Genomic DNA, 13299 nt, shown 5'->3' with positions numbered 1-13299 from the left:
CATAAATAAAGTGAAAGTCATTTTTGATTTAGATGGTACTTTATATATGACAGAAAAATCTATCCTTGTTGCCGTGAAAAAAACTTCTGCCAGATTCGGATTGTCATATAGAAACAGGGAAGACATAATGCATATGATTGGTCTGCCGTCTGAACAGTTTTTACAGTCAGTATTTGGTGTGCAGACGACGGTTGAAATACTGGAGTATTTTAGAAAATGTGAACGGGAAGCTGTGAAAAGTGACGGGGTGTGTTATGAAGGGATAAAAGAGCTATTGAGCACACTGAGAGCAGAAGGAGATAAACTATATATTTGTTCATCGGGCAGTCTGGAATATATTAATGTAGTGACAGAAACGTTAGGCATAGATCATTTCTTTGAAAAAAAGTTCAGTTCCAGAACCTATTCGGGTAAGGCCGAGGCAATAAGGAAAATAAATGAAGATGAAGATTCTGTTATTGTTGTTGGTGATACAGAAACGGATTATGCTGCTTCCAAACAGGTCAGGTCATCATTTATATTTTGCAGATATGGATATGGTGCAGAAGGTACATGGAATGAGATCTATTTTACTGCAGACAGGCCAGCAGATATACTGCTTATTGTTCACAGATGCCGAATATACGAAACTATTAAAAAGAATATACAAAGGGAACTAATAAGAATTATCGGTGTAAATGGCGTTGATACGTCAGGAAAAACGAGTTTTTCAAAAGAACTATCAACATATCTGCAAGCCGTTGGGATTAAGAATACAGTAATTCACATTGATGATTTCCATAATACAAGAGCAGTGAGAAGTGCGGGGGAAAACGATATAGACGCTTATTATTATAACGCGTTCAATTATGACCAGTTACTTTCTGAAGTACTTTTTCCACTAAAACAATTTGGGCATATAAATAAAACAGTGCAATGTCTGGATTTGGACAAAGATGAATACATAAATGAGATCACTTATTCCATTGACAAAGATACCGTTGTAATCCTGGAGGGAGTATTATTGTTTCGGGAACCATTACTGTCTTATTTTGATCTGAAAATATTTATAGATATAAATTTTGATGAGGTGCTTAAAAGAGCCCAAATAAGGGATATACCAAAATATGGACCAGAATTTCTCAATCGATATATAAATAAGTATATTCCTATTCAAAAGAAGTACCTGGAACAGTGTAAACCAAAAGAAAATTGTGATATATTGGTAGATAACAACAATTACCATATGCCTTTCATAATAAAAGGTGAAGATAAAATAGGTTAGGAGTGATATAAACCATGATTTCAAGAACTTGGCATGGAATGGTTCCTTTAAACATGAAAGATGAATTTGAAAAATATGAATACGAAACAGGTGTAAAAGAATCTCTTGCGATAAAAGGCAATCAGGGAGCCTATTTAGAGATAATTGAACAGGATCAATATGCTCATTTTTTCTTGTGTACTAAATGGGATTCAATGGATAGCATGATCGCATTTGCTGGAGATAATCCCAGAATTGCTGTCACTTATCCAGAGGATGACAAATATGGATTAATATCTGATCCTATTGTGATTATACAAGAGGTAACGGATAGTGAGAATCCATTTAAGGAGTAATACAGTGATGCGGGGGAGGATTGGTAATGCAATGTATTATAAAAGGACAAGCATATAATTATATTGATCGTGTTATGGAAGATGAATTTACAAGGAACCGTTACTTTCAGCTTTCAAAAGATATATACAAACTAAAATATGAAAAGTGGTATCAATCCGGTTATATGGATAACCGTTATATCCCCTATGTTATTATGCATGGGGATACGGCAGTTTCAAGTGTTGCAGTATGTGTGAATGATATAAACTGGAAAGGCCAACAAAAGAGATATGTACAAATCAGCACTGTTATGACTCTGCCTGAGTATAGAAAAAAAGGATTAAATCGCTATCTGATGGAAAACGTTTTAGCCGATTGGGTGAATAAATGCGATGCAGTTTATTTACTATCAAATGATTCCGTTGTTGATTTTTATCCTAAGTTTAATTTTGAGGAATACAAAGAATTTGAATATAGCAAGCCCATTTTAAAATCAGAGGGGACATATAGAAAGCTTAATATAGAAGATCCGAAAGACTGGGAATTATTAATTAAAAGTTATGGGAAAGGAAATCCATATTCCGAACTAAAAGTGGATAATCTGAGTCAGTTTGTATTTCATTGTATACAATTTAGGGAGAATGATATTTATTATATCCCACAATATGATGCTGTTGCAGTGGTTAAACATGAGAAGAACAAGATCATTTGTTATGATATTTTTACCGATGCCAATAACCGGCTGGATGATATTTTAGGTATTGTGGCTAATGATGATACAGATCATGTGTGTCTGGGATTTACACCGGAATTAAAACATGGGTATACAATTGAAGAATCACAAGAGGAAGACAATCACTTATTTGTGCTAAATGGTAAAGAGAATATATTTAGGGACAATCAGGTGATGTTTCCAATGTTGTCACGTGCCTAAAAAGGTAATCTATTATATATATCATATAGGGGGGAATACAATGAGTAAGTTAATAACAGAGGCTTTGCGAAATCAGTTCGATTCAACATTTCATATGGCTGTTATTCTTGTGGACATTTGTCCGGAAAAAATATGGGCTTCATCATATAATGAAGTGCCCTTTTGGCAGCAGGTTTTTCATTATGTTTATTATATTGATTTCTGGATGCGTGAGGAGTATGACGACAGTGAATGGCGTACAATGGTTTTTGATGATGCCTACACGACAGACTTATACGCAGCCAGTTATGATGGATTGTTTATATCAAAAGAAAAAATGCGACAGTATCTTGATGCAATTCAAATAAAATCCACAGGAGTATTTGATCATCTGAATGATGAAAAATTAGGGACTTCCGTTTTTGGCAACAACCCGCAATACACCTATGCAGATGTAATTATTGGGCAAATAAGACATATCATGTATAATATTGGCTACCTGAATGGCATTTTGCGTGAATTGGGCTTGCCGGAATCGGATTGGTATGCCTATAATGAGCCAGAAGGTTCATAAATAAAAATTACTTTATCAGGTGCAGTGCAAATTCAATATCTTTTTTCTTTACATAAAATTCATAGGATAATTTTAGTCTGTTAGTACCGATACTCCCATAAGGTAGATCGAACTTATTTCTAATGGATAAGTCCTTTACACTTAATTTAAAGGGAATCTTGTTTTCGTAAAGCGTTTCCTGAATCCGATTTTTATCATCTGTAGTATATACACACGTCAATGAAGACCAACGAAAGTAGTTAATCATCTTTACAGAAACCTCCTTTTTTAAAATAAGTATAAAATACTTTGTTTCACAATCATAGTAGATCGATTATTAATGTTTTATTACAATGATATTGCTGTTAAGCAGATTTTGATGTATTATTATTTGAAAATTTAAAATGAGAGGTTTTGAAAATGAGATTGCGATTAGTAAAATTAAATGAGAGCTACAAATTGCATTTAAATGATATGATGGAAGAATGGTATGCTTCAGGTGAAAAAATCGTTCCTAGTGCAATTGCAAGATATGATTATCAAGATTTTGATAATTATATTAACTGTTTAGATAATAATGCAGAGAAAGATGGATATGTACCATATTCTACGTTGTTTTGCCTGGACGAAGAAAGAGATTTGTTTGTTGGATCAGTTAATATCAGGCATTATTTAAATGAATCTTTGTTACTAAATGGTGGACACATCGGGGATGGAGTACGGCCTTCGGAAAGAAGAAAAGGAGTTGCTACCAGGATGATTGCTCTTGCCCTTGAAGAGTGCAAAAAAATTGGACTGGATAAAGTTTTAATGGTATGTGATAAAAAGAATATAGGTTCTGCAAAAAGTATAGTGAACAATGGTGGTGTACTTGAAAATGAAATTTTGGTTGAGGGTATTATGGAGCAAAGATATTGGATCAGTATCAGCTAAAATAGAATTTGATGAATTGACGCAAATTGACAACTTGATATTGATATTAAGTAGTTACCGGTGTAAGATTAAATTATAAGATTTGCATGGGTTTTGCCAGGGGATAAGAATATGAATATGCCGCCAGGGTATTGGTTATAGTCGCCCAGGAGCATTTTAACTTCTAAAAATGAGGAGAAGTATATATGAAAAAGTTTGATGTAAAAAGTTTAGTAGCAGGGATAATTATTGGAACCCTGGGTATAACAACGGTTTATGCTGCGACGGGTATTAAGTCAGCGGCTTTAAGCAATATAAAAATTACGCTGAACGGGGAATCGTTGCCGCTTAGTAAGTCACTAATCTCAGTAACAATGGACAATGAACAAAACGAGAGTTTATATATACCGGCAAATGAATTATTTGAAAAACTTGGATATACCGTTAATTATGACGGCGCGAATAATTCGGTTAATTTAATACTCGATAAAAAACGTTCACAAGAAATTATTGGTGACATCGTTACGGAGGGAAATGTCGCTATGAATTTTACCAATAATGCTAATCAGACAAACATAGCTGAATCTGGCGCATTCCGCGCGGAAAATAATCAAACATTAACCATAAATATTACCTCCGATATTAAAGGTGGATTGGTAGATTTATTCTTATTTGACCCAAATGGTAAAGAACAGAAAATCACTATCGGCTCATCTAATATAACAAAAGAGATAGCCTTGGAAAAGGGAGTTTGGAAGTATAATTGTTCCGGTGTGTTTAAGGATGGAGGGAACATAAAAGTCTTAGGTCAAATTAAGTCAAACTCCTCCAAATTCAATTAATAATGTTGATCTAAACTACTAACTATCAATTTTGTTAGTAGTTTTTTGATGCATTTTTCATTAAGACAGTAAAGAAAGATAAGGTATCAACAAATGGAATTGCTAAATAGATCCCTGGAAAAATTATTTCATACAAACATTAAAAATATAAGTATGAACCTTTGCAGTAAAGGAGATGTTAACTCATCTTACATAGCAAGCTACAAAGAACAAAAATATTTCATTAAAATTCAGAACAAGAAAAATCTTCCGGAACTGTATGAAAATCAGATAGAACGGGAGATCATAGGTACTGCCTTATGTGAAAAGAAGGGGCTCCCCTGTCCACGGGTCTTTGATTATAATCTGGAAGAGAAATTTATAATAACAGAATTTATGGATTACAAGTTATTGGGAGACTTATGGAGATTCTTAGATGATGTCGAGCGCAAGGATATAAAAAAACAGGCGTTGCGTATGCTTGAAAAGATGAATCACATAAAGTCTGATTCATTTGGAGGAATATATAAGAATGGCAGGATAAAACAGTTTAGTCATTGGACCGATTCTTACAAGAATATAGTAGAAACGGCATTGGGTGACTGTTGCCGTTATGGAAGCATAACAGAGATTGAACGCAGAGCCATAACGGATAAAGTGAACGAAAATTGCAAAAACTTAAACCAGAAAAAGCAAACTACTGCAGTGTTTGCACACCTCGATTTACATTGGAATAATATTTTTATTGACAAAAGCACCAGGCAGATAAAGGGTATTTTTGATTTTGGAAGTTCTTTATTTACACCAGAATATATGGGGTATTTTCGCCTGAATGGTGGCTTCCTCTATGGAACGGATTGTTTTTACAATCAGGAAATTATTTGTCCAGTGCAAATAGATAGTCATGAATATCAATGCGCGGAAATACTTAATACTTTGGATTATTTTACATTTCTTTCTTTTAAAAAATTAGATTATGAAAAAGAAAAACAGATATTATTAAAATAAATGAAAGAAGAATAAACTCATGACAAGTACAATGCTAAAAATACTGGCACTCCTATTTATGTTTTTGGATCATGTTGCGGAATTCATTCCGGGAGCTCCAATCTGGTTACACTGGATAGGAAGGATCTCTGCCCCAATTTTCTTTTTTTGCATGGCATGGGGATTTTACTATACTTCTAACAGGAGAGTCTATTTATCCAGAATGTACGGATTTGGAGCTATAATGGCGTTAATAAATTACATATGTAATAATATATATCAGGATCCTTATTGCTATATAAGTAATAATATATTTGTCACTTTATTTTTGATCGGTGTTATTTCATGGATATTAGAAATTCGTAAGAATGATAAAAAGAAAGGAAATAGGTACATAATTTTCTTTTGCCTGTATCAGATTTTTAGTACGATAATCTGTATTCTTACAAAACAGATCATAGGTGGTTATGGAGCTTTTGAACTGGCAGGGGCTTTAATGGGAAATATCATTTTTACGGAAGGAAGTATTTTGTTTGTATTTCTGGGTGTATTAATGTATTTCACGAAAGAAAATAAAAAGAGTCTGGCAACTGCTTACATAATATTTTGTTTAATCTTTTTTGCATTGACATCATTAAATAACTTTAGTATCGAAGGATTATTTTATGAAAATTATCAATGGATGATGATTGGAACTCTACCATTCATGTACTTGTATAATGGTAAAAAAGGGAAGGGGTATAAATATCTGTTCTATTTATTCTATCCAATCCATATTGTGGCTTTATTCTGGATAGGAAATTTATGTTTTTAGAAAACTATAACAGAGGATAAGGGAAATAAAAAATAAGTTTAGGGGGGAATATGGTAGGGAAATACAAAGTAGTAACTCTTTGTGGAAGTACAAAGTTTAAAGATGAATTTCAAAAAATACAGAAGGAACTTACCTTAAAAGGGTGTATCGTGATTTCTGTGGGATTCTTTGAATTCAGTGAAAAAGATGAGGTTATGACAAAGGAAACAAAAGAATTGCTTGATGATATGCATAAAAGAAAAATTGATATGGCAGATACTATTTTTGTGATTAATAAAGATGGATATATTGGTAAAAGTACAGAATCCGAAATTGAATATGCAAAAAGTCAAGGTAAGAATATTGATTACCTGGAAGGTCGTGAGAGACAATCTTTGGAACGGGGAGAGTACATATGAATTATCAGGATTTAATAGGAAGTATGGAAAGGTATGGGTCAACGAAACATACCAATGGCAGCGCTCTTTAGTGTTTCAGACAATACTGTGGTCAACAAATCTTTAGTAAGTGGTCGCACATCAGAAGAGATGGAATATCGGAAAAAGGTACGTAGTGAGCTTTTTCCTCAAATTAATTATTACCGAGCTCTTTCAAAATAGAGTAGAGAGGTAAGTGGTACGTTTATGGCAATCAGTATTTTGACAAGTATGTTCCATAATGATTTTCCCATAAAGTTTGCAGAGCGTCTAAATGAAATTATTGTGAATCGGAAGAATTTTGTATTTATCGCATCTGAATTTAATGATTTTCAGGAGATTAATGATAGATATTTCAAGATGTTTTTAAGTAAGTTTCATAATGCAGGTATAAGGTTTACTGACTGCTGTATTGTTGATGACAGAATGACAAAAGAGGAATCACAGCAAGCGGTTAAAGCTGGGGATGTTATTTGGATTTCCGGTGGAGACACACCGACTCAGTTCAAATATCTTAAAGAATATGGGTTGGACAAGGTCCTTACTAATCACAATGGGGTAATTATAGGTATGAGTGCAGGTGCAATTAACATGGCTAAAATTGCTATTTGTACCGTTACCTGTGAACATCACGAGCAGAAAAAATATAGAGCACTAGGTCTTGTGGATATTTCAGTAGAGCCGCATTTTGATTGTATTCATGTAACTGATGAATTACTAGAACTATCTAATGACTATTGTATTTATGGATTATGTGATGATGCGGCAATAATATGTAAAGATGGAGATGTTGAACTTCTGGGTGATATTTTTATATTAGATAAGCAAACAGTTAAGCAGATATCATCTTAGGAGCGAATAATAAAAGAGCATATGAAGGAGGAACAAAATATGTCAGCAAAAATAACAAAGGTTGCCAAGGAGCACTTACCATCCCTTCGTTTTATCGGAAAGCGATATACAAGTGCGGACAGAATCGGTGGATTCGGACACAAATGGGGTGAATGGTTTGAAAATGGCTGGTTTGCTTCCCTTGAGAAGCTGGGGGAACTTAAAGATATTGAAAATGGTTATATTGGTTTCATGCGCTGCAACTTTTCCAGTATTGAAGATACTTTTGAATACTGGATTGGTATGTTCCTCCCGTTAAACACAGAAGCCCCAGATGGATTTGCTTTTATAGACCTCCCGGAAAGTGATGTTGCCGTTTGCTGGATAAGCGGTAAGGAAAATGACGGAATCTACGATATGCATGGGGATTGTATATCCAAATTCCAGGAGGAAGGTATGGGCTACTTCAGAAGTGATTATGAAAACAGAGCCAGTTTCTTTGAACGATATAATTGTCCACGTTTTACAGAACAAGATGCTGAGGGAAATATAATATTGGATTATGGCATCTATTTAGCAGACTAGGATTTTGACCCAAACATTTCATTATTGGAGGATTTACATGAAGAAAGATAATTATATTCATCCTGTGTTATTTGTTTTAATTATTTATTTAATATGCTTCTCGTTCAGGGCTCTTGAATATCTGCTTTTCCGAACGGACCAGTCAATGTTTGGAGAAGCATTTATCCATAAACTGCTGGGGATTCTTGTGCTTGGGATAGCATTACAATATGTATCATTTAAATGGTCAGAAATTGGATTCACAAAACATGCGGTTGTAAAAAACATACTCTATGGGTTACTGCTTGGAGCGACTGTGTATCTCATCGCCTATGGTACCGAATTTTTTATGCAAATATGTAGAAATGGCAATCCTTCTTTGAAAATATATGTGACCAGCTATGCTATTGATGGTAATCAGGGTATGCAGACCGGTATCCTGTTTTTCCTGTTTTGCATTGTTGGGAACATTATAAATGTGGTTATGGAAGAGGGAATCTTCCGTGGACTGTTCGTCAGACTTCTGGAAGCAAAGAACTCGTTTATAAAAGCAATGGTAGTTTCTTCTGTCCTCTTTGGCTTCTGGCATATTGCAGCACCTGTGCGGAGTTTGCTGGATGGAGAAATAAGCCCCAAGGGGATGCTGCTGACTGCCATTATTCTTGTTCTAACCACAGGAATCACTGGCGCAAAATTTTGTTTGCTGACTAAAATTACCGGGTCGCTTTGGATGTCCATGGCAGATCATTTTTTTAATAATACCATCATTAATCTTTTACATATCACTACAATATCAGGTGCAGATCAATTACAGGGAATTCGCATTTCCGTTGCTCAGACTCTTTCATTTTTGATTGTTCTCTTTATATACTTTAAAAGTGGTGCTGGCAAAAAAACGACATTTCGTAATTAAATATAGATAAGTTTCCAGTAAGCGGTACAGATTTAATAATGGAGGTACTAAGATGGCAAAGATTGCAGTATTAATAGGCAGTCCAAGAAAAAATGGTAATACAGAAATTCTTGCAAATACGTTTATTGATGGAATTAATAAACAGGAGAACAGCGTAGAAGTTGTTTCTGTAATTGGAAAAAAGGTTAACGGATGCACAGGCTGCGATTTTTGCTACAGAGACGGCAGTCATAATTGCGTACAAAAAGATGATATGCAGGAAATCTACGAGAGACTTGCTGATGCGGATGTTATTGTAATAGCGACTCCCGTTTATTTTTACGGTGTCAGTTCCCAATTAAAGTGTATGATTGATCGGCTGCATAATCCTATACGCAATACGTTTAGGGTGAAAAAGCTTGTGTTGTTAGCTGTTTGTGCAGATGAAATACCAAGTGTTTTTGATTCTCTGATCACGATGTATCATTCTGTACTAAGCTATTTTTCACTGGAAAATGGGGGAGTAATCACAGTTCCGGGCGTAGCCGGAAAGGGAGATGTTTTAGGACATGCGGCACTTTTGGAGGCACGTAAACTTGGAGAAAAGATTTGATGGAAGAATATTATTTGGAAAAACCCTGTAATTCTGATGAAGAGGCCGTAAGACTTTTGACTGATAAATGGCGGTTGTTTGGCGGCAGAATGAATCCGGGACTACTTAGACACTTTACCGGAAACTATACGGAATGGCTGGAATTTATTGATGACTGGAGTGCCGGTAAAAATATTGGAAGAATTTAATAAACAAAAACTCTTAACATGTCACGGACGCGTCATGCTTCGTATGTGTCACGAGGATTTTCAGGATGCAAGAGAATTCTTTCGTCATTTATGTGCATTATTAGAACGAAAAAGTGCAGAGGGAAGTTTGCAAACTGAGAAAATTTTGTTACTTAAGTCATGATCTTGTTCCCTGTTTTTTTAAATCATAAAGAAGCTCATTATAAAGCCTTTCCGATGCTTTTTCCAGTTGTTCCTTTCTTCGTATAACACCAATCATCAGTCCGAATTCTATATTTGATAGTTTTCGCCTGACAGTCAGATCTGGTACTGGATCTATAGCGGCAACTGGTAAGATTGAACAGCCAACACCAGCCTGAACGAACTGAATAATTGTTTTTCCATCGTTTATTTGTATCATGGATTTAAGCGGTATTCCAAAAGCGCTGAACTGCTTATCTACTTCATTCCGATAAGAACAGTAAGATTCGGTAAGAAGTAAATTTACATTACTTAAATCCTTAAGGGTGATCTCTTCCTGATTGGCAAGTGGATGTCCAACAGGCAGCAGCAAATCCATTGGTTCCAGGCAAATGGGTTCAAAGTAAAGGTTAAGGTTAGATGGAGGAGCAAATCCTATTGCAATATCCAGTTGGTTATTGACTATTTTTTGTGTAATGATTTCCGAACTGTTAAGTTCAAAGGTCAGCTTCATATCGGGGTACTTCTTGCAGAAAGTAATTACTTTTGGGATTAACAGAGATCTTCCAATGGTACTGATTGTCCCCAATCGGATATGCCCCATCTGACCAGTAACAAAATTGTTCATTGTCTGTTTAAAAAAGTCTGCGTGTTCAAGAAGAGGTTTGGCATTGGCCCAAAAGAAATCCCCTTCTTTTGAAAGAATCATTCTCCGGCCTCTTTTTTCAAATAATTTAATCCCCAACTCTTCCTCCAGCTGCTGAATATGAAGCGTAACGGTGGAGGGCACATATCCCATCTTTTCTGCCGCTTTTAAGTAACTTCCCTCATTCAGTATATTTTTAATAGTTTGAAGCTGTTTTAATTCCATATGTTCTCCTATTATTCATTTTAAATGAACAAAAACCCTAATAACTTTATATTTTCAGAAGTATAAAAATATTTTATCATAAAAGAATAGAAAAGCAAATTTCATTGCAGATAAATTAAAAGGAGACGAGATGATAAAATATTTAAAAAAGGGTTTGGCAACAGTTGTTTTAGTAATGATTATAATTAATACATTTGCATGTAACAGCAGGCATACAGAATCAAATGGATCAAGCTCTGATAATGGGGATAACACCGGTGTATTAGTGATCAATAATATGGAGCAAACTGAAAATGATGCAGGTAATGGCGAACAATTGTATTATGACAAAACAAAAGAATTAGAAGAAAATATTCGTATTCTGAATACCGTGCTGGAAAAAAAATATGGAAAGAGCTTCAAAATATCAGCTTTAGAAGACTATGAAAAGGGAGAGCCGTCTGACTGGACAATTGTTTTAAAAGATAAGAGAGTGGGGATTGATACATCTACCTGGAAATTTGACTATAATCCAGATTCGGATGAAAGTAAATATATGAAAGCCGTATTAACATTTTTCACTTTCATGTGCGGAGAAGACATGGGAAAGTCATTATGGCAGCTTACTGGAGACTTATTAGATGGCGGTGCAGATGAAACACGTTATGGATTTGTTCATAACGGAAGTCAGGTGACGTATAAAAATGGCAGTGCAGCAATATATGAATCTGGTATCAGACAGGATACTATGTACATATGGTTAACACCAGGTGAATACTGATTTTGTGTATCCTTATTTGGGGGCATAGGCAAAACCTGTCTACCCTATGTCCCAAATAGATGAATTCCTCAAATTTAGGAAAAAAGTAAAAAACAGAAATTATCATTGCATTTTTTAAAAGATAAGTATATAATGTTCATTGAACAGGTGGTGAATGAAATGAAATCAATAAAAGATGCAACAAGTCTTACCAGCCGCGATCTTCAGGCAATTGAGAGAAGAGAACAGCTTTTGGAGTCAGCAAAAGAATTATTTGCATTAAAGGGCTTCCACGCGACTACAACCAGAGAGATTACAAGAAACATTGGAATGGCAGACGGATTAATCTATCATTATTTTCCGGAAGGAAAGAAGCAGATGTTAGACATCATCCTGAAGGAGTTTTTAGATGACCGTTATTTATTAGTTGAAGCAGAGATTGCCGGATTAGAAGATACGCTGTCACTTAAGGAACTGCTGATTTCACTTGGGAATATATTCTTTGCTTATATTGCAAAGGATAAATATGTTCTTCAAATTCTTTTAAAAGAAAAAAGCGTATTCTCAGATGAATATACAGAGCGTTTCAGCCAGCATGTGAGTTTACTTCTGGGACAAACCATGAAGCGGGTTCAGGTATTTGTTGACAGAAAAGAAATTCGTTCTTTTGATATCTTTATGATGGTTAATCAGTTTTGGAGCGCGATTTATTCCTACATTTTACAGGATGTGTTTTTTGGTAATCACAGCTTTTATCACAGTGACCGGGAACACTATTTGATTCAGGTCGTTGAATACACACTTTTAACCTGGGAACTATAGTAATATAGATTCCAGGTATTCAATAAATAAATTAATTCACCGTATGTTCAGTGAAAACATTGAAGAGGGAAACTTGTAAAAACAATAGTCAGATCTCAGGAGGAAATGCTAATGAAAGAAATAAGAACAGAGATACGAATTAATGCATCTGCAAGTGTAGTATGGAATGTTTTAACTGATTTTCGTGCTTTTCCCGACTGGAATCCATTTATGGTATATTTAAAGGGAAAACCGGCAATAGGTGAGAGAATAGAAGTTAAGATGGTTCCGCCGGGTTCAAAAGGGATGGTTTTTAAACCAACAGTCCTAAAATTTCAAAGAGACAAAGAATTTCGCTGGCTTGGGCATACCGGTTTTCCGGGATTATTTGATGGCGAGCATATATTAGAATTAATCGAGAATTCGGATGGCACCACCACATTCATCCAAAGAGAGAAATTCAATGGTATCTTATTGCCTATGCTAAAAAAGTCTTTGGATAATGGAACAAAAGCGGGATTTGAAGCGATGAATAAAAAATTAAAACAGATTTGTGAAACAAAATAAAAAAAATATTTTATTCTATTCCTGTTTTATGGTAATATAAAACTATTAAATCATATAG

At 34.8% G+C, this 13299-nt stretch carries 18 protein-coding genes; 17 read left to right on the top strand and 1 reads right to left on the bottom strand.

Translation table 11 applies throughout. The annotated features are described in order from the left end of the window. The first annotated feature begins 10 nt into the window (after window positions 1-10). The 14 genes from ACOAOT_RS12335 to ACOAOT_RS12270 all read left to right on the top strand — a co-directional run bounded on the left by ACOAOT_RS12335 (window position 11) and on the right by ACOAOT_RS12270 (window position 10083). Complete coding sequence (locus ACOAOT_RS12335; RefSeq protein WP_420217237.1) at window positions 11-1264, top strand: HAD hydrolase-like protein; 1254 nt, start codon at window positions 11-13, stop codon at window positions 1262-1264. A gap of 14 nt (window positions 1265-1278) precedes the next feature. Further along, complete coding sequence (locus ACOAOT_RS12330) at window positions 1279-1599, top strand: hypothetical protein (protein WP_420217236.1); 321 nt, start codon at window positions 1279-1281, stop codon at window positions 1597-1599. Between the two features lie 74 nt (window positions 1600-1673). Continuing rightward, complete coding sequence (locus ACOAOT_RS12325) at window positions 1674-2513, top strand: GNAT family N-acetyltransferase (RefSeq protein ID WP_420217235.1); 840 nt, start codon at window positions 1674-1676, stop codon at window positions 2511-2513. Between the two features lie 40 nt (window positions 2514-2553). Further along, complete coding sequence (locus ACOAOT_RS12320) at window positions 2554-3066, top strand: hypothetical protein (protein WP_420217234.1); 513 nt, start codon at window positions 2554-2556, stop codon at window positions 3064-3066. Window positions 3067-3465: 399 nt separating this feature from the next. Further along, the gene (locus tag ACOAOT_RS12315; RefSeq protein ID WP_420217233.1) at window positions 3466-3978 is read left to right on the top strand and encodes a GNAT family N-acetyltransferase; all 513 of its coding nucleotides are present in this window, start codon (window positions 3466-3468) and stop codon (window positions 3976-3978) included. A gap of 185 nt (window positions 3979-4163) precedes the next feature. Beyond that, window positions 4164-4799, top strand: a complete 636-nt coding sequence (locus ACOAOT_RS12310; RefSeq protein WP_420217232.1) for a stalk domain-containing protein — start codon at window positions 4164-4166, stop codon at window positions 4797-4799. Window positions 4800-4892: 93 nt separating this feature from the next. Continuing rightward, window positions 4893-5786 carry a phosphotransferase gene (locus ACOAOT_RS12305; protein ID WP_420217231.1) on the top strand — a complete coding sequence of 298 codons (894 nt, stop codon included), beginning with the start codon at window positions 4893-4895 and terminating at the stop codon, window positions 5784-5786. A 19-nt stretch (window positions 5787-5805) separates the two neighbouring features. Further along, complete coding sequence (locus ACOAOT_RS12300) at window positions 5806-6579, top strand: TraX family protein (RefSeq protein ID WP_420217230.1); 774 nt, start codon at window positions 5806-5808, stop codon at window positions 6577-6579. Between the two features lie 50 nt (window positions 6580-6629). Next, window positions 6630-6977, top strand: a complete 348-nt coding sequence (locus tag ACOAOT_RS12295; protein ID WP_420217229.1) for a hypothetical protein — start codon at window positions 6630-6632, stop codon at window positions 6975-6977. 225 nt (window positions 6978-7202) lie between these two features. After that, window positions 7203-7847, top strand: coding sequence for a Type 1 glutamine amidotransferase-like domain-containing protein (locus ACOAOT_RS12290; protein ID WP_420217228.1), 645 nt, complete (start codon window positions 7203-7205; stop codon window positions 7845-7847). Between the two features lie 39 nt (window positions 7848-7886). Then, window positions 7887-8411, top strand: coding sequence for a GyrI-like domain-containing protein (locus ACOAOT_RS12285; protein ID WP_420217227.1), 525 nt, complete (start codon window positions 7887-7889; stop codon window positions 8409-8411). Between the two features lie 37 nt (window positions 8412-8448). Beyond that, window positions 8449-9303 (top strand): CPBP family intramembrane glutamic endopeptidase, encoded by an 855-nt coding sequence (locus ACOAOT_RS12280; protein ID WP_420217226.1) that lies wholly within the window; start codon window positions 8449-8451, stop codon window positions 9301-9303. Between the two features lie 52 nt (window positions 9304-9355). Beyond that, window positions 9356-9895 carry a flavodoxin family protein gene (locus ACOAOT_RS12275; protein ID WP_420217225.1) on the top strand — a complete coding sequence of 180 codons (540 nt, stop codon included), beginning with the start codon at window positions 9356-9358 and terminating at the stop codon, window positions 9893-9895. Continuing rightward, complete coding sequence (locus ACOAOT_RS12270; protein ID WP_420217224.1) at window positions 9895-10083, top strand: hypothetical protein; 189 nt, start codon at window positions 9895-9897, stop codon at window positions 10081-10083. Before ACOAOT_RS12275 ends, ACOAOT_RS12270 begins: the two co-directional genes overlap by 1 nt. A 157-nt stretch (window positions 10084-10240) precedes the next feature. On the opposite strand, the gene ACOAOT_RS12265 is transcribed toward ACOAOT_RS12270, so the two are convergent. Continuing rightward, complete coding sequence (locus ACOAOT_RS12265) at window positions 10241-11134, bottom strand: LysR family transcriptional regulator (RefSeq protein ID WP_420217223.1); 894 nt, start codon at window positions 11132-11134, stop codon at window positions 10241-10243. 130 nt (window positions 11135-11264) lie between these two features. Here ACOAOT_RS12265 and ACOAOT_RS12260 point away from each other — a divergent pair, with 130 nt between their 5' ends. The 3 genes from ACOAOT_RS12260 (at window position 11265) to ACOAOT_RS12250 (ending at window position 13241) form a co-directional block, all read left to right on the top strand. Next, a complete protein-coding gene (locus ACOAOT_RS12260) occupies window positions 11265-11894 on the top strand; it encodes a hypothetical protein (protein WP_420217222.1) in 630 nt (209 codons plus the stop codon). A 159-nt stretch (window positions 11895-12053) separates the two neighbouring features. Further along, complete coding sequence (locus ACOAOT_RS12255) at window positions 12054-12695, top strand: TetR/AcrR family transcriptional regulator (protein ID WP_420217221.1); 642 nt, start codon at window positions 12054-12056, stop codon at window positions 12693-12695. A 111-nt stretch (window positions 12696-12806) separates the two neighbouring features. Further along, window positions 12807-13241, top strand: a complete 435-nt coding sequence (locus ACOAOT_RS12250) for an SRPBCC family protein (protein ID WP_420217220.1) — start codon at window positions 12807-12809, stop codon at window positions 13239-13241. Window positions 13242-13299 lie beyond the last annotated feature (58 nt).

The organism is Lacrimispora struthionigena, from assembly GCF_048627165.1.
GTDB lineage: Bacteria > Bacillota > Clostridia > Lachnospirales > Lachnospiraceae > Lacrimispora.
This window is presented reverse-complemented; position numbering and strand designations above follow the sequence as displayed.